Source organism: Chryseobacterium sp. (assembly GCF_019236175.1).
In the GTDB taxonomy this organism is placed as follows: domain Bacteria; phylum Bacteroidota; class Bacteroidia; order Flavobacteriales; family Weeksellaceae; genus Chryseobacterium.
In genome coordinates, this window is the sequence record NZ_JAFAJM010000004.1 from 104,011 (window position 1) to 124,290 (window position 20,280).

Consider the following 20,280-nt stretch of genomic DNA (forward strand, 5'->3'; position numbering starts at 1 on the left):
GAAGAATTCTAATTATAATTTTATTATTTTTTAGCGCATTTAGCATAATAATCCGCTAAAACAGCTTTTTCGTAGCCCATTATAACAGCTTTATCAAGATTTTCACAAGCCTCTTTAGGTTTGGCCGTATCAAATAACACCAATGCCTTGGTTACATAAGACTGTGCGAATTTTGGATCAATGGAGATTGCTTTATTGACATCAACAAGTGATTCTTTGTATTTCTTCATTTTAAAATAAACATCAGCGCGACCGTTATACAAAAGTGATTCCGGCTTTTCGGCAATAAGTTTATGATAATCTTTAAGGGCACCTTCAAGATCACCGTTATTTTTCTTCAGGTTGGCCAGTCCGGTTTTTGCGAAGATATTATCAGGGGCAAAACCCAGTATTTGATTAAGATCTTTGATCGCCAGATCTTTTTTACCCTGACTGTCATAGATTTTAGAACGCATCAGATATAAATCTATATTTTCAGGCTCTATCTGGAGTCCTTTTTCAATGTATTCAAGAGCTTTTACTTTATTTCCTTTCTGATTATGTAATGAAGCAAGATTAACATAGACCGGAGCAGACATCGGATTTGCCTTTAACGCTGACTCATAAGATTTAAAAGCCAAAGCTGCTTTTCCCAACCTTCTTTGGGCGGTTCCAAGATTATTATAATATTCGGACTGAAATTTCTGAATCTGTTCTTTTTCTGCCAGTTTTGAGTATTGTTCTTCAGCACATTTATAATCTGCTTTCTTAAAACAATCTTCAGCCAGTTTTTTATCCTGAGCATAAAAATTGAGGGAGAAACAAAGCGAGGTTACTACTAATAAAGTTTTTTTCATGGTGTTATATTTTGTTTGTTGATCACTTTTTTTGCGAGTGCACCAAATATCACTCCCAATAAAGAACCAGCAAACGCCCCCACCAAAACATCTATCGGGAAATGCACTCCTAAATAAATCCGGCTGTAGGAAACTACGATCGCCCATACAAATATAGCATATGGAAACCATTTAATTTTCTTTTTTAAAAGAATTCCTAAATAAGCCGCTAAAAAGAAAGTATTGGAAGCATGTGCAGAATAAAACCCGTACTGCCCGCCGCATTTCACGATCCTCATATAATGTTCTAAAGACGGATCATGGCAAGGTCTTAACCTTGCAACCCCATATTTGAAGACATTGGCCAACTGATCTGAAACCGTTGCTCCGAGTGCTAAAAATATAAGTATAAAAACTAAAGACTTTAGTTGATAATTTTTGTATAAAAAGTAAAGAAATATAATGTAAAGAGGAACCCAGATCCAGGTACTGGAAATAAGCATCCAGAGCTGATCAAATGCAGGATCGCCCAGGTTATTAAGGTATAAGAATAGATGTCTGTCTTCCTGAATAATCTCCTCCATATTTATCTGCTTACAGGTCCTTCATAAGTTTCATCTTCAGAAGGCTTGGGTTTTGGAGGTTCATTAGACGCAACAGACTCAGAAGGTTCCGTTAAAATATCCTTCTTAATGTCATTTATCGGGTTGAAATCTTTAGCAGCATCTTTTACTTTTTCGATTTCACGCTTGATCTCAGAAACCGGATTATCAGTTTCTTTCATAATTTCAGTTTTGATATCTTCCACTGCCCCACGCATTTTTCTAACTCCTGATCCCAGGTCACGTGCTATCTGAGGAAGTTTATCCGGACCGAATAATACAACGATTGCAATGGCAATGAGTGCCATTTCTCCAATGCTTAATTCCATGATGTAAAATTACAAAAGATTATACATTTATTCACTGTAAACTAAAATTTTAAACAAATTTTAAGATTTCAGATTGAATTTGGGGTACAACATTCCCAATTCAGGGTTTAAAGTTTAAGGATTAGACAATAAAATAATGGATAATACTTTAGTTTCTGGGATCTGCTACTTATACTTCAAATATATGAATTAACAAATAATTAATTCAATTCATTGAGAATTATATAATAATTAATTATATTTACCCTACACAACCTAACTATTATTAATTATGAAAAAATTAGTGACTACTTTCAAATTCATTGCAGTACTCTCTGTATTTACTCTGAATAGCTGTCAGAATGAAAATACCGAACCGGCACAGCAGGAAACCTTTCAGGCAAAAGTTTCTACAGCAGACCTTAAAAAGGAAACAACCCCTATCCCGCAACCGGTACCTCAAGCCGTTCAAAGTCAGCTGGATGAATCTAAAAAAAATCTTGAAACCTATCTGAAAAGTGATTTACAGATTGCCGAAATCAATGTATTAGGAAAAATTTCAACACCAAAAGGAGTTGATATTTCCCAACAACTGATAGCAGATAAAGATCAGTTTATTGCCATAGGAAACATCATGGATCCTACAACCGTGAAAATCGGCAAAATTGGTAATTTATATTCCGGTGAAGATTTGACAACGGCTCAAAAAGGATTAAAAGAAACACTGAAGGAACAGATTAAAAATGGCACTAACATTCTGGAAATAACCTGGAACGGAAAATATGGCAAATTTAACACGCTGTGTTTTTATGATGACTCAGGAATTATCTGGGATAATATCTTTGGCGGATTAGTGATGATGGACACCAGAGGAAATATAGAAACTTCTGACCACTCAGCATCAAAGGCTCTTTCTACATGGTACAAACAATGGTGGACTGCAAGCTGGTTATGGGGATCAAAAAGAGGAGAAACAGGATACCAGATCACCATCTATTATACCGGTTCCACCGTTTCAAATGCCGATGTAAGTGACTGGGGCTATATCAGTTTAGGAAAGGCACAAAGTGAAAGTAAAATCCTTAGAAAAACCGGAGCTTACGGACAATGTCAATATGCATTAGGCCTTTGTACGCCCACAGGTTCTTTAAGCTTTAATGCGAGCAAATTTTCCGTTTCATTTTCAGGATTGGGAAGTAATATCGTAAGCAACGGAACAAAATCGCTATATCCATAAACATCATATTCAAATTTATATTTCAATAAAAAAGGGAAGCAAATCTGCTTCCCTTTATGTTAGGTTCCAATGAAATTCAATTGATCACTGAATTAATTTCCTGTGTTATTCTTCAGAATCTCTATAGCATTCTCTGTTACTCCAAAAGTATCTTTCAAAATTTCGAAAAGCTGCATATTATTTTCAATGGATACAGATTCTTTCCCTCCGTTATTCCAACGTATATTCAATCTATTATCATTGTATGTATAGCGGGCTTTATGATCCACTTTTGAAAACACCAGATTATTTTTAAACATAGATCCGGGATGGGTAGCAACATACCAATTCATCACTTCCAGATCAACAGGTTCTATAGGTTCTAGCACAAAGCGATAGATAGGAAACCACCGATCGTTTTCTGTCCACAATGTATAGAAACTATCTTTCCGGGAAATTTTAAATAACCCGTTAGGAGTCTGCTGTGGCTCTTCATCATTTAAAAGCAAAGGAGCAGTAAGTGTTACAACCCCGAAACCACAATCTATAAGATAATTCTGCCCTTCAATCTCAGCAGTTAACAACAAATGTGACTTGGGTGAACTGCTATCTCCCTCCTTTTTCCATAATACTCTGGCTAACCGTAATTCAACTTTAAATCCCAGACAAGTCAACACGTCTCTTAACAACAGGTTTTGCTCATAACAATAACCTCCTCTGGACTGAATAACCAGTTTCCGGAAGATATTTTCCGGATCCAGAGACGGTACTGTTCCCGTATAAGAATCTATATTTTCAAAAGGAATATATTCCGGATGTAACTGATGAATTTTCTTCAGCATATCCATATTCATTGCCCGGTCTCCGGAGTAATGAATTCTTTCCATGTATTTTTCAATTCCTGCCTGATCCATATTTTAACCTTATTTATTTAAAATTCCGACTGAGTCGCCTTTTACTGCTTAATTTTATTTTTCTTCTGAAATGCAGAATACGTAATAACCACACTAATTGCCATTAATATAAACGCCAGAAAAAACGGAGCTCCTGAAAATTTAAACGGGGCTTCATCATGCGTAAAAAAGTAAAACAGATTGGTCATCATAGGAGGACCTATAATGGAAGTAGCGCTCATTAAACTGGTCAATGCTCCCTGCAACTCACCCTGCTCATTGGAAGGTACACTTTTCGTAATCACCGACTGTAAAGCGGGACCGCAAATTCCTCCCAGACAATACGGAACTAAGAAGACAAACATCATCCAGCCTTCCGAAGCAAAAGCAAACAATAGCATTCCCACTGCATAGAATGCCAGACCGTAATAAATACTTTTTTGTTCACCCAATATCGGAGTCGTCCATCTGATCAAAAGTCCCTGTACCAGCCCCACTAATAACCCTACTACCCCTAATGAGATTCCTACCATTCTTTCTGTCCAGCTGAACTTATACATTGTAAAGAAACTCCAGTTACTTTGTACGGCATGTCCTGCAATATAAATTAAAATCAGAGCCAGAATCAATCCTGAAATTTCAGGATGTTTCCCTAAGAATTTAAATGAACCTATGGGATTAGCACGTTTCCAGTCAAATGCTCTTCTTTTAGTTTTATCTAAACTTTCCGGAAGAATAAAGTATCCGTAAAGGAAATTAAGCAAACATAATCCTGCAGCTGCATAGAAAGGAACTCTGGCTCCGTAATGCCCTAAGACACCTCCTAAAACCGGCCCTATAATAAATCCCAGACCAAAAGCAGCCCCTATCAGGCCAAAGTTCTTGGCGCGATCTTCATCCGTTGAAATATCCGCAATATAAGCACTGGCAGTAGTGACACTGGCTCCGGTAATTCCCGCAATCACCCTTCCCAGAAACAACCACCAAATAGAGGGCGCCAAGGCCAGGAAAATATAATCCACGGCAAAACCAAACAGTGAAATCAGAATAATAGGTCTCCGCCCATATTTATCACTCAGGTTTCCTACCAACGGAGAAAAGATAAATTGTGTGAATGCATAAGCAAATCCCAGCCATCCACCATATTTGGCGGCTTCACTGATATCTGCATGTATTAATTCTTCTATTAATTTAGGAACAACAGGAATAATAATTCCCCATCCGGTAATATCAATCAGTAATGTGATAAATATGAAGCCTATTGCCGCTTTTTTCTTTGAATTTTCCATGATGCTGCAAAATTAATCAAATCTAAAAAATAATGATTCTAAATTTCATATTATTAAAAAACTATACTCCTGATGGACAGATTAATGAAAAAAAAGCCTTTCTTTCGAAAGGCTTTTACTAATTTATTGTAGTTCGTATTACTTTGAAGCAAGTACTTCTTTATCAGAAGTAGTTTTTCCGTGTACTTCATCTTCTTTTCCTGTTTTAAGGAAGTCATAAGCAATTGCCGATGCAATAAAGATGGATGAATAAGTACCGAATCCAATACCAATTAACATCGCAAACATAAATCCTCTCAGGTTATCACCTCCGAAAATGAAAATCGCAAGGATAACAAGGATTGTTGTGAAGGATGTGTTGAATGTTCTACCCAATGTACTTGAAATAGAGTCATCAAATAATCCAGCTAATGTTAAAGATTTCTTTTCTTTCAGGTATTCTCTAATTCTGTCAAAAATAATTACCGTATCATTGATTGAATATCCTAATACTGTAAGGATTGCAGCAATGAAATCCTGGTTGATCTCCATATTGAACGGCATATATTTGTGAAGTAATGAATACGTTCCTAAAATAATAACCGCATCATGGAATAGTGCTGCTACAGCTCCTAAAGAGAACTGCCACTTTCTAAATCTGAATAAGATATAGATAAAGATACCGGCAAGGGCAGCAACTACTGCAAGAATACCGTGAGCCTGAATATCATCTGCTACTGTAGGACCTACTTTTTCTGATGAGATAATACCTGCGTGGTCTTTATCAGCAGATTTGAAGTCTTTTAAAGTAAGGGTTGCAGGAAGATCTCCTTTTAATCCTTGGAATAATTTTTCTTCAATAGTCTGGTCAGCTTTTAAAGACTCATCTCCGATAAGGTAATCCGTAGAAATTTTCAGCTGGTTTGCGTTACCGAAAGTTTTAGCTTCCACAGAAGAGTTTTTACCATCTTCCGTTCTGAATAATTTCACTAATTTTTCTTCAACATCATTTGCATTAACCGGCTTATCGAATCTTACGATATAGTTTCTACCTCCTGTAAAGTCGATACCGTATTTGAATCCGTGAGTAACCATAGAACCGATACAGATCACTGTTAAAACAGCAGAAATGATATAAGCATATTTTCTTTTTCCGATGAAATCAATCCATGTATTTCTGAAAAGATTTTTGGTAGGAGGCGTCCATACAGAAAGGTGTTTACCTTTGTTCAGTCTGCTGAAGATCATCACTCTTGAAAGCAATACAGAAGTAAACAATGTCATGATAATACCGATCATCAATGTCAATGCGAACCCTTTAATAGGTCCTGTTCCGAAGAAGAACAATACAACTGCAGTTAATAACGTAGTAGAGTGACCGTCAATAATTGCACTTAATGCATGTTTGAAACCATCTTTATATGCCTCTAAGATACTCTTACCGGCAAATAATTCTTCTTTTGTTCTTTCGTAAATAATTACGTTTGTATCTACTGCCATCGCCATCGTTAATACGATACCTGCGATACCAGGAAGTGTCAGGGTAAAGTCTCCGGAATCCATAATTCCGAAAATATAGAAAAGGTTGATTACCATTGCAATTACAGCGTACACTCCGGCACCTCCGTAATAGAAAATGATATAAACGATGATAATTAAGAATGCAATAGCAAAAGAGATCATACCCGCATTGATAGATTCTTGTCCTAATGATGGACCTACCTGAGTAGCCTGAACTACTTTTGCACCTGCTGGTAATTTACCAGCTCCTAAAACGTCAACTAATTCTTTAGCTTCTTCCTGAGAGAAGTTACCGGAAATCTGAGTTCTACCGTTAGGAATAGCATTCACAACGTTCGGAGCAGTATATACTCTATTATCAAGAGTTACAGCAACCGGTTTTCCTACGTTTTTCTCAGTTAAAGTTTTCCATTCTTTAGCTCCTTTGGAATCCATCTGCATGTCTACTACTACTCTTCCAAGTTCATCGTAGCTGATGTTTGCAGTTTCTACCGCACCGTCTACGGGAGCTTTTTGATTGATGTTACTTCTGATCGCATACAATACCAAATCATCAGGACTTGTAGCTTCAGGTTTGTAACCCCACATAAACTGTGTATATTTAATGTTGGCAGGACGTGAAGCGATTCCTATTTTGCTGTTCAGAATTTTGTTGACAGCAGCAGTATCAGACAATTTTACGTTGGCAACACCGTTACTTCTTAATTTGTCAAGCTGTAAAAGGTTCATGAAGTTCACATTCTTTGCTACTCCCATAGAATCTCCTTTTGCAGCAACCATAGTTGTTAAAGTCTGAAAATAAGGCGCAACTTCAGGCACCTGCTGTACTTCCCAGAACTGTAGTTTTGCTGAAGTCTGAAGCATTTTCTTCACTTTGTCGATATCTTTCATACCAGGCATTTCCACAGAAATTCTCGCAGTACCAGGTACTCTCTGAACGTTTGGCTGAATAGCACCAAGCTTGTCAATTCTCGTTCTGATTACCTCGAAAGCTGTACCTACAGAAAGATCAACTCTTCTTTTAATAATACTTTTTACCTGCTCATCAGTAGTGTTATACCTGATTTCAGATAAGTTTGTGTTTCCGAAAAGTTCCGGATCTGCAAGCTTAAGGTTGGTTCCTTTTGCTTTGTTAATCGCATCGAACTGCTCAAAAAAGTTATCGATGTAAGATTTTGTTGAGTTTTTCTGAGCTTCATCAGTCTTGTTTAAAGCTTCAATAAGAACAGGATTGGTAGAATAATTGGTTAAATCATTCACCAGGTCTCTTTGATTGATCTCCAAAAGGACGTTGATTCCTCCTTTTAAGTCAAGACCCAATTTCATTTCCTTGTCTTTAGCTTTTGAATAATAAAGCTTTGTATACCCAAGATTAAGAGTATCTTCCTTGATTCGTTTGATCTCTTTCTCGTTTCCTTTCGCAGCTTCGATCTGCGATTCAATTTTGCTGGCGTACCAGGTTGGTAATAGCTCATTTAAGCAAATCAACCCCAGGACAATAGCAACAATTGTAATAAGTCCTTTTCCTTGCATTTTGTTATAACTACGTTAAATTAAGTCGGCAAATATAATGATTTTCTTGGTTTTTATGAATTTTTAACAACAGAAATGGTTTATTTTCAGATATATTGGTATTACGACCTCTATTTAAGATTTAACAATTTTTTCATGGTATCTTAATGAAGTTTTCAAATTTTGATTGGTATAAAATTTTCATTCATTTTTCAACACACTAACTATCAAAATATTATGAAAAATTTACTTTTAATCATTTGTATTTTTTCTTCCTTAATCGTTAATGCTCAAAGTATTAATTTAGAAGAATTTGCCACCGGACTTACCAGCCCGGTCGAGATTACAAACGCCAATGACACGAGACTTTTCGTCGTACAACAAAACGGTATCATTAAAATTATTCAGCCCAACGGGACCATTAACCCTGTTGATTTTCTGAACATCAGTACTAAGATTGTTTTTGGCGGAGAAAGAGGTCTTTTAGGACTGGCATTTCATCCCCAATACCTGGCCAACGGGTATTTTTTTGTGTATTACAATAATACAGCAGGCAATATTGTAGTAGCAAGATATACCGTTAATTCTTCAAATCCGGACACTGCAGATCCCAACTCTGAAAAGATACTGCTTACTATTCCCAAACCTTTCGATAATCATAACGGCGGAAGCATTCACTTTGCTCCTGACGGAAAATTATGGATCATAACCGGAGACGGAGGAAATGGCGGAGACCCTAACAATAATGCGCAAAACAAAAACTCACTTTTGGGGAAAATGCTGAGAATTGATGTAGACGCTACCGGTCCTTACAATATTCCGGCTGACAATCCTTTTGTAGGTATTGACGGAGCCGATGAAATCTGGGCTTACGGATTGCGGAATGCCTGGAAATTTACATTCGATTTAACTTCCGGAAATGCAATGATCGCTGATGTCGGACAGGGTGCTATTGAGGAAATCAACAGCATACCCGTCACACAAGCCGGCCTCAACTATGGATGGCGCTGCTATGAAGGTAACAACGCTTATAACACAACGGGATGTGCCCCTGCATCCACAATGACATTTCCAATTGCAGTATATGATCATTCCGGCGGAAGATGTTCCATTACCGGCGGATATGTTTACAGGGGATCCCAATACCCTTCACTTCAGGGAAAATACTTCTTTGCGGACTATTGTTCTACCCAGATCGGAATACTGGATACCAATAATGCTATTACCTGGTCTTCTGCTTACAGTGGAAATAATTTTTCAACCTTCGGACAGGATTCTCAAAAGGAATTGTATGTAGCTGCCGTAAATAGTGGAAAAATTTTTAAAATATCAACCGGAACCTTGAGTACTCATGAAAACCACCCTTTAGGAAAGATCAGCATCTACCCCAATCCGGCGGCGAAGGAAATATTCGTCAGCGGAATAAGAGATAAAAAAGTAAGCGCAGAAATCATCAGCGCAGATGGCAGAAAAGTTTTAGAGACCAGTCAGATTATAAATGATAAAAGTATTGATATCTCAGGTATCCCTTCTGGGGTTTATTATATTAATTTAAAATCTGATGACCTGAAATCTTATAGTCAGAAAATTGTTATTAAATAGAAGTAGTTTATTTAACGCTAAAGCATTTTTAATAATAACATTGATCAGAAAGTTCAAAAGGGCTGTATACTCAGCTGAGGCAGCCTTTACTAAACGAATTACCATTGCAAACGGAAGATAAAACTAAATTAAGATCTCCTTGCGAGCGCTGCGTTAAAAAGAGAACGCCCCAAGCTTTATAACAAAAACCAGACTTTACAACTAACAAAAAAGCGGTTCAATATTGAACCGCTTTTTTGTTATATCGTCATTGAAAAAATTCTCGTTTCCGGTTTATTCCTCATCATTCTAAGGTCAAAAACCATGGCTACATTTCTGGTGAAAGCTCTACCCTCTTCCGTAATTTTAATTTCCTTACCGGAAATTTCAACCAATCCGTCATTTTCCATCTCTTTGAGCATTTCTAATGCATTATCAAGTTCCGGAAAAGAATTGACTGGAGTGAAAGTTGTTTCAAGTTGACACATCAGATTTAAAATATGCCTTCTTACAATCAGATCTTCTTCATTCAGAACATGTCCTTTTACCACAGGAATTTTACCTTCCTCTACCATTGTCTGATATTCTTCCACTGTTTTTACATTCTGACCGAAAGCATACCACGAATCTGAAATTGCGGACATTCCAAGCCCTACCATCAGTTGTGTATTGCTTGAAGTATATCCCATAAAATTCCTGTGTAGCTTTTTATGGATCAAAGACTGGTACAGATCATCATGCTCCAGGGAGAAATGATCCATCCCGACTTCAATATATCCCAGATCCTGAAGCAGTTTTTTCCCGTCTTCATACAGTCGGCGTTTTTCTTCTCCACTTGGTAAATCATTTTCATCAAAACCTCTCTGGCCTACTCCTTTTACCCATGGAACATGAGCATAAGAATAAAAAGCAAGCCTGTCCGGTTTTAATTCCATTGTTTTTCTGATCGTGTTCTCCATTGCTTCCCAGGTCTGGTGCGGAAGACCGAACACAAGATCATGACTGATTCCTCTATATCCGATTTCCTTAGCCCATTCCGTCACATTTTTAACATTCTCAAAAGGCTGAATTCTATTGATTGCTTTCTGAACTTTAGGATCATAATCCTGTACTCCGAAGCTCACTCTTCTGAAACCTAAATCATATAAAGTCTGCAAATGCTCTTTAGTCGTATTATTCGGATGTCCTTCAAAAGAAAATTCCGGATGTTCAGCGATTTCTACCGTATTGAAAATTCCTTCCAGTAATGTTTTTAAGTTTTCAGGAGAGAAAAAAGTAGGAGTTCCTCCTCCCAAATGTAATTCTTTTAATTTTGGCTTTTCATTGAACAGCGTAAGATAAAGATTCCATTCTTTTAAAACACTTTCCAGATAAGGAACTTCCACGCTGTGCTGTTTTGTAATACGCTTATGACATGCACAGAATGTACACAATGCCTCACAGAAAGGCAAATGGATATAAATAGAAATCCCTTCTTCTGCATTGCTTTCATGAAAAGACCTGATTACGCTTTCTTTCCATTTTTCCGGTGAAAATGTGGATTCATCCCAATACGGAACGGTAGGGTAAGAAGTGTAACGCGGTCCGGGAATATTATACTTATCGATTAAAGAGTTCATCTTGACAATTAAAATTTTATAAGGTCACAGAATTTAACATAATTAAAATTCTATCCTACAAAATTAACCATTAGTTATGAATTTTAACCTATGAATTATATTAGGTTCTATTTTATAATGAGTCTAAATACGTATGATCAGGCATTTGACTGATAATGATAAATTCTATAGGTAAGATTTAAAATTTTAATTTCATGAGCGCAATTCTGCTGTTTCCTGCAAAAACCACTGTATTTCCATCAATCCACTGGCAAACGAAAAATCCTTTTTCATCAGAAATTTTTTTCCATGTTTTTCCAAAATCAGAGGTATAGCTGATATGCTGATCTCCCACTGCAATCATTTCTTTACCTTTGGATCCCGGCTTAATTTTCACGCAGGTCATATAACCTGCATTTTGTCCTGAAGCCTGAGTCTGCCAGGTTTTTCCTCCGTCATAAGTCATAGCAATATTATTTACATTGGCATTCTGTTTTGTATAATCTCCGCCTACGGCAACCCCGAAATCATCATAAAAATCTATAGAATACATTCCCTGAGAAGATGCTCCCTGTACAAACGGGGTATTGAAAATTTCAAAAGATTCGTCTTTCAGATTCATTCTTACAATCCTGGAAGATTTACCGCCGGTAGCAATCCACATATATTTTTTGGATGATGAGATATTGGTATTACTTGCGGCAAAAGCGGCCTCTCCTTCATTAAGTACGACTTTATTTTTAAGCATCCCCCATTTTCCGTCTCTGTAAACGGCCAGTTTTAGCAGGTGATCCTGATCTGCATCACTGAAGGTGTAAGCGAGTTTATCATTCACAAAATGAAGGGCATCATAAAATGCAGTTTTGGCAGTATCTCTGAAAACAATTTGTGCTTTCAGTTCTTTCTTATCGATTTTAAAAAAACGAGCCGGACTTTCAATATTGATCACATAAAATGAATTTTTGTCCTGCCCTAAAGTCCTGAACTGCAGCTTATCTTCTGATAATCTGATCTGTTTCTGGTTTTTTGAATCTTTAAGATCTACAAATCCGAACTTGGAGTCTGTTCCGCTGTACCAGACTTTATGATCGTACACTTCAAGAGCTCTGATGCTTATTTTATCGTTCAGAATCGTTTCCATATTTTCTACCTGTTGAGAAAATGTACAAATTCCTAAAGAAAGAAATAGAATAGAGAAAATATTTTTCATATGATAGGTTTTATATAAACAAAAAAACCGCCGAAGCGGTTTATATGGTGATTAATCAATGTCCTTGTATTTTTCAGGATTGTTAAGTTTACTGTTTCTTCTTCCATACAGAAAATACACAACTCCACCTAACAGCAACCAGCCCCCGGAAAGCTCTTTAGCGTGATCGCTCAGGTTATAAATGAGGTATAAATTGATGATTACTCCTAGTCCTACTACAACTTTGTAAGCAGGCACTTTGAAAGGTCTGATCAGGTTCGGTTCTTTTTTTCTCATTACCCAAACGGCAATACAAACCAGTGTAAAGGCAAACAGGGTTCCGAAACTTGTCATATCAGCAAGAGTGGAAATAGGGGTTAAAGCTGCAATAAGCGCCACTACAATTCCAAGCAGAATAATTCCTTTGTACGGTGTTCTTGTTTTTGGGTGAAGTTCACCAAAGAATTTTGGAATCAAACCGTCTTTTGCCATTCCGATAAAGATTCTAGACTGTCCCATCATCATTACCATCACTACGGAAATCAATCCTACCGTTGCTGCAATGGTTACAATATTACTTGCCCAGTGTTTCCCTGCAATCTCGAAAGCATATGCTACAGGAGCTTTAATAGCATCAGGATATTTTCCGTCCGGATTAAAATCTGAATAATGCATCATTCCGGTTAATACAAGAGATACACAGATATATAAAGCTGTACAGATCAATAAGGAAGCAATAATTGCAAAAGGCACATCTTTTTTAGGATTAATAGCTTCTCCGGCCTGTGTAGAAACAGCATCAAAGCCAATATAAGCAAAGAAGATGGCAGCAGCACCGGAAATAATCCCCTGGATACCATACGCCGAGACCATATCTCCTTCTGAATTCTTAATTTTTACCTGATCGGGAATAAAGGGTTTCCAGTTTTTCACTCCGTCAACAGCGTTATAAAGATCTGTATTGGAAAAAATAATATAAACACCTGCTATAATTACGAAGATAACGGCAGCTGTTTTTAGTAATACAATCAGGTTATTAGCACCGGCTGCTTCTTTAGTTCCTTTCACCAATAGTGCAGTAATCAGTAAAACAAGAATAAAAGCAGGCAGGTTCATAGAAAAGCCTTCTCCCGTATAACTCGCAGGGTCAGAGGTGAGATAAGCAGGTAAATGGACTCCGAAAATCTTCAAAAATTTGTTAAAGTAACCGGACCAGCTCACGGAAACCGCCATACTCGCCATGGCATATTCCAGGATGAGACACCAGCCCATAGCCCAGGCAAAAATTTCCCCTACTGTTCCATATGCATAAGCATACGCAGAACCTTCAACAGGAATAATGGAAGCAAATTCTGCATAACATAATGCTGCAAAAACGCAGGCGATCCCTGCTATGATAAAGGAAATTGCAAGTGCTGGACCGGCATGGTAATAGGCTCCCGTTCCCGTAAGAACAAAGATTCCACCTCCAATGATAGCACCTACTCCAATTGCTGTTAGACTCCATTTTCCAAGGACCTTCTTCAGCTCACTTTTCTTCATATCTGCCTCATAGGCACTTAGTGGTTTTTTAACCCAAATTTTCGACATGTTTTTTTATTTATTAAGGATTCACGAAAATATAAAAAATTTAGGAACTCTCACGTTTATCGTTAAACTTTCACGATTTATTTTACATTAATACCTCAAAAACACAAACAAGACATTATTTAATTTATTTTAAAAAGTCCATATTTTTGCTTATTTTTGATCGCATGAATTTATATGATCTTTTTGTAAAACCCTATGAAAACTATGATTATTCACAGATTATACTGGAAGCATCGGGTGCTATTTTCGGAATTTTGAGCGTATATTTTTCCATTAAGAAAAATATATGGGTATACCCTACTGGCATTGTTTCAACCCTGATCTATGTATATATTCTGTTTAACTTCGGATTATTTGGAGACTGCCTCATCAATGTGTACTATACGATAATGAGTATATATGGCTGGATTTTATGGGCGAAAAATTCTGAAGATCATATACATGTAGACGTCACCTGGGCTACTAAGAAAGAATGGAGCTATGCCATCATTCTTTTTTTTCTGAGTCTGGGATTGGTTACTTTGATTTATTATTATAAACCTTATATTGACAATCATTTTTCAATGGAAGGAACCAGCCTTGGATTATATCATTTGGATTGGGCTAACTGGATGGATGTTTTTACTACTTCAATTTTTTTAGTAGGAATGTGGTTTATGGCCAAACAGCGCATTGAGAACTGGATTTTCTGGATTATCGGAGATTTTATTTGCATGCCGATGATGATTTTTAAGGGTCTTGGAATCACTTCGGTTCAATATTTGGTATTTACTATAATGGCTATCTTAGGATACCTTAATTGGAAAAAAAGTTTTAAAGAAAAAAAAGTACAATAAAGTCATGAAAAATTTATTTAAAATAGCAGTCAGCATCTTTGCTATTACCAGCTTAACTTCTTGTTTAGCCTATTCAGACGGATATGGATATAACAGTGGTTATGGTGACCCATATTATAATAACGGATATTATTATGCTCCTTCCGGATATTACGGAAGTGGCGGATATTGGGGAAATGACGGTTATTATTACAGAAACAACATCAATTATTATTATGATAATGGTATTCCTTACTACTACTATAACTATAACAATTCAAGAAGAAAAGTATATGTAGAAAGGAGATCTGATTCAAGACAAAATAATGGATTCAGAGGCCAGACCAACAGCGGAAGTGGTTTCTATAATAACGGCGGTTCTAACAATGGAAGTGGTTTCTATAACAAAAATAATAATACCAACCGAAATAACAACAGCGGTGGATTCAGAAACCAGAACAACAATAGTTACCAGAATAACCAGGGAAATCAGAACAGCGGTGGATTCAGACAGGGAAGCGGCTTTGAAAACAGCCAGAGAAACACGAACAGTGGCGGATTCAGAAATTCTGAAAGCAACAGCACTTATAGAGCTGAACCTTCCAGCGGAAGCGGATTCAGAAGCGGATCCAGCGGAACGCCAAACACTGGTTCCGGCAGTACCGAAAGACCGAATTCCGGCGGGTTTAGATAAAACGATTATAAATAAGAAAACGAACAGTTAACACTGTTCGTTTTTCATTTTAAATATATTAATTTTGCCTCTTCAATTTAAGAAAAAGAAATATGGATTTTTATAAATATCAGGGAACGGGAAATGATTTTGTAATGATAGATAATCGTGATCTTCAATTTCCTAAGGAAAAAAAAGTGATTGAAAAATTATGTGACAGACGTTTTGGAATTGGTGCGGACGGGCTTATCTTATTGGAAAATGACGACCATTATGATTTCAAAATGGTATACTACAATTCTGATGGTGGTGAAAGTACTATGTGTGGAAACGGAGGAAGATGTCTGGTTGCATTTGCTTTCTTTCTGGATATTTTTGAAGACAAGTGTAAATTCATTGCTATAGACGGGGAACATGATGCTGAAATCCATAATGGGATTGTTAAGTTAAAAATGATCGATGTAGATACCATCTCACAGGACGGAGATGATTCTGTATTAAATACCGGTTCGCCCCATTATGTAAAATATGTCAGCCATCTTGATCATTACAAGGTATTTGCCGAAGGAAACGGAATCAGAAATTCAGAAAATTATAAAGAAAACGGAATCAATGTCAACTTTGTTGAAAAAATTTCCGACAATGAGATTTTTGTAAGAACCTATGAACGAGGCGTTGAGGATGAAACTTTCAGTTGCGGGACAGGAGTTACAGCTTCCGCTTTAACTTTTTTACAAAAAGACAATCTAACTTCTGTAAAAGTTAAAACTTTAGGAGGAAACCTTAAAGTTTATGCTGAGAAAAGCGGAAATTCTTTCCATAACATTTGGTTAGAGGGCCCTGCAAAGCAGGTTTTTAGAGGTAAAGTGGATCTTCTTTAAAAACAAAACTTTTAATCAATAGTATAAGAATGAAAAAAGCTATTCTCATTGTCATTCTGCTGGTTTTTGCAGCTGCAGGATTTTTTGGATTGAGATTTTATAATAAATATTATGGAAATAATGTTGAAAAAGATGGTTACATATTGATTCCTCATCAAGCGGATTTCAAGCAAATCATGGATTCTATCAGTCCTTATATTAAAAATAAAGAAAATTTCGAAGCGGTAGCTCTGGACAAAAAGCTTGATAAAAATTTCAAAGCGGGACGCTATCACATTGCAGCAGGTAAAGGAAATACCGACCTTGTCAATATGATTAAGGCAGGTAACCAGACCGCCAACTCTTTTCGAATCGGAGATTTTGGTGATATGTACCAAATGGTTGGAAAAGTAACAAAAAAAACGGAACTGGATTCTTTACATTTCGTCAATGATCTTGATGGAATTGCACGAGAAAAAGGATTTAAAAATGCTGAGGATTTAAAAAAATATTTCTTTATAGACACTTATAATTTCTACTGGACTGTAAGTCCACGAGAGTTTTTTGCAAAGTTTGAAGATCAGTACAATGATTTCTGGACAAGTGAAAGAAAGGCTAAAGAGCAGCAGTCAGGTCTTACCAGAGATCAGATTTATGCACTGGCTTCTATTGTCTATAAAGAATCCGGAGGAAAAAAGGATGAAATGAAAACAATTGCCGGATTATATTTAAACAGATACAGAAAAGGGATGAAACTTCAGTCTGACCCTACAGTAATCTATGCCATCAATAAACAGACTAATTTTAAAGAGCCTATTAAAAGGGTTTTATATAAGCACCTGTCTACACCTTCCCCATACAACACTTATGCGAATGCCGGTATTCCTCCGGGACCTATCTGTGTAGTGGATAAGAATTCAGTAGATGCGGTTTTAAATGCGGAAAACAATAATTATATATTTATGTGTGCTGATCCTGCAAGATTTGGATATCATAAGTTTACGGCAAGTGCGGAAGAACATGCTGTAAACGCAAAGGCCTATCAGGACTGGCTTAATTCAAAAAATATAAAATAGGCTTAGTAAGCACTTAAAATTTATACAGCAAAATAACAAACGAGTCATAATGTTTTGAAAATCAAAGCGATTTGAAATTCTATAAACATTAGGGGTATCCCTTCATGATTTTATACAAAAAATAACCTATGAAGAAGACAGAAATTGTCAGTATTTTCACCAAAAAAACTCTGGGACTTACGTTGGTTCTTTCAGCAGCGGCTATGGCTTTCGCTCAGGAAAAAGCATCAGTATCCGGAATCATTGTCAACAAGAAAAACCAGCCTGTACCTTATGCTTCTGTAACATTTAGCAATAAAGTCACCAAAACATTAAGTGATGCGGTATTAACTGATGAAAAAGGACAGTACAAGCTTGATCTTGCTCCCGGCGATTACGAAATCACTGTAGAAGCTATTGACTATAAAAAAAGTATTGTCCATAAAAATGTTACAGGAGCCGGAAATATTGGTGCCCTTTCTATAGAACCTGAAGCAACCACTACACTGGATGGCAAAACACAGGAATTACAGGGTGTTGTCATTACTGCTGCTGCTACCAAACCTTTTAAAGTAGAACTTGATAAAAAAACATACGATCCTTCTCAGGATATTGTAAGCAAAGGAGGTAATCTTCAGGATGTTTTAACGAATGTTCCTTCTGTTTCCGTAGATACCGACGGAACGGTTTCTATGAGAGGAAGCTCCAACGTGAAGTTTCTGATCAATGGAAAGCCTTCTGCCCTTCTGGGAATTGATGACGGAGCCAATGCCCTGCAAAGTATTCCTGCTGACCAAATTGATAGAATTGAGGTTATTACCAACCCTTCTTCAAAATTTGAAGCCAGCGGAACTTCCGGTATTTTAAATATTATCCTTAAAAAGAATAAGAAAATAGGATTTAACGGTAGCGTAGTCGGAACATTGGGATATTTTCCTAGAACGGCACTGAATACCAATTTAAGCTGGAGAAAAAACAACTGGACTTGGTTTGTGAACGGCGGTGGCGGTTATACAGAAAACAGAACTAAAAATAATTCCGAAACAACCTATAACAATCTTACCCTCCCTTCCATTGTAGCAGGAAAGAATCCAAGTGATGTTCCTGTGCATCAACTGCAAAATTCCATCAACAAAACGTATAATAAAAATTATAACGCAAGTGCCGGATTTGTCTATGATCTGAGTGAAAAAACATCCATTAATCTTACAGGATTAGTAAGAACATTTGAGGGAGATGGTAATGAACTTCTGGATACTTATGACAGTTTCTACCGGTTTTTCAGAGATAATCCGAATGACCTTCAGACTACAACAGGAAAATGGAGTTTACTAAACCCTTATGGGAGAAGAGATTCTAAAAGTGTATTCAACAATCTTGCATTTCAGGGGGATGTAGGTCTGGATCATAAATTTGATGATAAAGGTCAGAATTTATCTGTTTCATTAAGTGTACAAAGAAACAGAAGCAACAATAATGCAGACATTATTGAAACCAATGACCTTGTTCCTGACATTCATGACGTTACCAGAAGACATTCCGTAAGTAAAACCATTATAGGAAAGGCTGATTATGAATTGCCAATAGGTGAAAAATCAAAACTTGAAGCAGGGTACAGAATAGATGTCAATGATAATACCTATGATAATTTTGTAAGCAGTACTTCCAATAATAAATTTATTCCTGACTACAATAATAATACAGATTACAGGGAGATATTCAATGCATTCTACCTCCAGTTCAGAAGTAAAATCGGCAATTTCGGTTATCAGCTGGGATTAAGAGACGAGCTTTCCAATATAAGGATTAATTACGCGAATCAAAATCCGAATACACCCCCTATAGTAGACAGAACGAAAAACTATAATAATTTATTTCCAAGTGTATTCCTGAGCTATGATGTTTCAAAAAATAACCAGATTTTAGTTAACTATTCCCGAAGAATAGATCGTCCAAGATCTTTCTTTATGGTTCCTTTCCCGAATTACAGCAACAGCCAGAATATTTTTGAAGGAAATATTGATCTTAATCCATCTTATGTAGACTCTTATGAAGTAGGTTATAATATCACCAGAAAGAAATTTACAATTAATCCTACTCTATATTACAGACATGCAACAGATGACACCAAAATGCTGGTATACAGACCTGATGAAAGGCTGGGTGTGTTTTATACAAAACCTATTAATCTTGGAAACGATGATCGCTATGGTTTAGATCTTAATTTCACCTACGATCCTTTTGCCTGGTTTAAAATCATGGGTAGTTTGGATATGTTCGGGTATAAAACAACCGGTATAGCTTATTATGATTCAAAAGATGTGAACGGACTTGAAAAAACAGGTTCTATGAACTTCACAGGGAGCGGATTCTCTACAAGAGCCCGTCTTAACACTACCTTTAAGTTAGATAAGACTTTAAGTGTACAGCTACAGGGATTCTACAGAGGAGCTCAGAAATCTGCCAACCAGAATACTCATGATATGTATGCACTCAACCTGGGAGCATCAAAAACAATCTGGAAAGGAGACGGAACCATTTCTTTTAATATCCAGGATATTTTCAATACCAGAAGCAGAGAAGTATTAAGCTTTAACAGTGATTATACACGAAGCAATTATATGCAATGGCAGCCGAGACAGTTTTCTATCTCTTTAACCTACAGGTTTAAACAGGGAGAAAGAATAGAGCAGCCTAAGAAGAAAAAAGACATTAACTCCAATGCAGCGGGAGACGACCAGCAAGGTGGCCCGATGTAATTAAAATAAAATCCCGAAAATTTCT

16 protein-coding genes are annotated in these 20,280 nt (G+C 36.7%); 7 read left to right on the forward strand and 9 right to left on the reverse strand.

Annotated elements, in window-relative coordinates; translation table 11 throughout:
• Window positions 1-23: 23 nt before the first annotated feature.
• From JO178_RS03115 to JO178_RS03125, 3 genes are read right to left on the reverse strand one after another with little or no spacing between them, the layout of a single operon-like run.
• Window positions 24-836: a tetratricopeptide repeat protein gene (locus JO178_RS03115; protein WP_291931479.1), complete on the reverse strand. Its 813-nt coding sequence runs from the start codon at window positions 834-836 to the stop codon at window positions 24-26.
• The gene (locus JO178_RS03120) at window positions 833-1,399 is read right to left on the reverse strand and encodes a phosphatase PAP2 family protein (protein ID WP_291931482.1); all 567 of its coding nucleotides are present in this window, start codon (window positions 1,397-1,399) and stop codon (window positions 833-835) included. The genes JO178_RS03115 and JO178_RS03120 overlap by 4 nt, the downstream gene beginning before the upstream one ends.
• Before the next feature lie 2 nt (window positions 1,400-1,401).
• Window positions 1,402-1,746 (reverse strand): twin-arginine translocase TatA/TatE family subunit, encoded by a 345-nt coding sequence (locus tag JO178_RS03125; RefSeq protein WP_291931485.1) that lies wholly within the window; start codon window positions 1,744-1,746, stop codon window positions 1,402-1,404.
• A 271-nt stretch (window positions 1,747-2,017) separates the two neighbouring features.
• On the opposite strand from JO178_RS03125, the gene JO178_RS03130 reads away from it, so the two are divergent.
• Complete coding sequence (locus JO178_RS03130) at window positions 2,018-2,962, forward strand: hypothetical protein (RefSeq protein ID WP_291931488.1); 945 nt, start codon at window positions 2,018-2,020, stop codon at window positions 2,960-2,962.
• A 92-nt stretch (window positions 2,963-3,054) separates the two neighbouring features.
• Here JO178_RS03130 and JO178_RS03135 read toward each other — a convergent pair whose 3' ends face one another.
• The 3 genes from JO178_RS03135 to secD form a co-directional block, all read right to left on the reverse strand.
• A complete protein-coding gene (locus JO178_RS03135; RefSeq protein WP_291931491.1) occupies window positions 3,055-3,855 on the reverse strand; it encodes an arylamine N-acetyltransferase in 801 nt (266 codons plus the stop codon).
• A gap of 41 nt (window positions 3,856-3,896) precedes the next feature.
• The gene (locus JO178_RS03140; RefSeq protein WP_291931494.1) at window positions 3,897-5,123 is read right to left on the reverse strand and encodes a TCR/Tet family MFS transporter; all 1,227 of its coding nucleotides are present in this window, start codon (window positions 5,121-5,123) and stop codon (window positions 3,897-3,899) included.
• A gap of 138 nt (window positions 5,124-5,261) precedes the next feature.
• Window positions 5,262-8,156: a protein translocase subunit SecD gene (secD, locus tag JO178_RS03145; protein ID WP_291931497.1), complete on the reverse strand. Its 2,895-nt coding sequence runs from the start codon at window positions 8,154-8,156 to the stop codon at window positions 5,262-5,264.
• A gap of 216 nt (window positions 8,157-8,372) precedes the next feature.
• Between secD and JO178_RS03150 the strand changes: the two genes are divergently transcribed.
• Window positions 8,373-9,737 carry a PQQ-dependent sugar dehydrogenase gene (locus JO178_RS03150; protein ID WP_291931500.1) on the forward strand — a complete coding sequence of 455 codons (1,365 nt, stop codon included), beginning with the start codon at window positions 8,373-8,375 and terminating at the stop codon, window positions 9,735-9,737.
• Between the two features lie 239 nt (window positions 9,738-9,976).
• Here JO178_RS03150 and hemN read toward each other — a convergent pair whose 3' ends face one another.
• The 3 genes from hemN to JO178_RS03165 form a co-directional block, all read right to left on the reverse strand.
• Window positions 9,977-11,335 (reverse strand): oxygen-independent coproporphyrinogen III oxidase, encoded by a 1,359-nt coding sequence (hemN, locus tag JO178_RS03155; RefSeq protein WP_291931503.1) that lies wholly within the window; start codon window positions 11,333-11,335, stop codon window positions 9,977-9,979.
• A 178-nt stretch (window positions 11,336-11,513) separates the two neighbouring features.
• Window positions 11,514-12,524 (reverse strand): glycosyl hydrolase, encoded by a 1,011-nt coding sequence (locus tag JO178_RS03160; RefSeq protein ID WP_291931506.1) that lies wholly within the window; start codon window positions 12,522-12,524, stop codon window positions 11,514-11,516.
• A gap of 51 nt (window positions 12,525-12,575) precedes the next feature.
• Entirely contained in the window at window positions 12,576-14,093 is a 1,518-nt protein-coding gene (locus JO178_RS03165) for an amino acid permease (RefSeq protein ID WP_291931509.1), read from the reverse strand.
• A 164-nt stretch (window positions 14,094-14,257) separates the two neighbouring features.
• Between JO178_RS03165 and pnuC the strand changes: the two genes are divergently transcribed.
• From pnuC to JO178_RS03190, 5 genes are all read left to right on the forward strand, one after another.
• Entirely contained in the window at window positions 14,258-14,929 is a 672-nt protein-coding gene (gene pnuC / locus JO178_RS03170; protein ID WP_291931511.1) for a nicotinamide riboside transporter PnuC, read from the forward strand.
• A 4-nt stretch (window positions 14,930-14,933) separates the two neighbouring features.
• Window positions 14,934-15,602, forward strand: coding sequence for a hypothetical protein (locus JO178_RS03175; RefSeq protein WP_291931514.1), 669 nt, complete (start codon window positions 14,934-14,936; stop codon window positions 15,600-15,602).
• Window positions 15,603-15,694: 92 nt separating this feature from the next.
• Window positions 15,695-16,462, forward strand: a complete 768-nt coding sequence (dapF, locus tag JO178_RS03180; protein ID WP_291931516.1) for a diaminopimelate epimerase — start codon at window positions 15,695-15,697, stop codon at window positions 16,460-16,462.
• Between the two features lie 29 nt (window positions 16,463-16,491).
• On the forward strand, window positions 16,492-17,517 hold the full coding sequence (mltG, locus tag JO178_RS03185; RefSeq protein ID WP_291931517.1) for an endolytic transglycosylase MltG: 1,026 nt from the start codon (window positions 16,492-16,494) through the stop codon (window positions 17,515-17,517).
• A 128-nt stretch (window positions 17,518-17,645) separates the two neighbouring features.
• Window positions 17,646-20,255 carry a TonB-dependent receptor gene (locus JO178_RS03190; protein WP_291931519.1) on the forward strand — a complete coding sequence of 870 codons (2,610 nt, stop codon included), beginning with the start codon at window positions 17,646-17,648 and terminating at the stop codon, window positions 20,253-20,255.
• The last annotated feature ends 25 nt before the right edge of the window (window positions 20,256-20,280 follow it).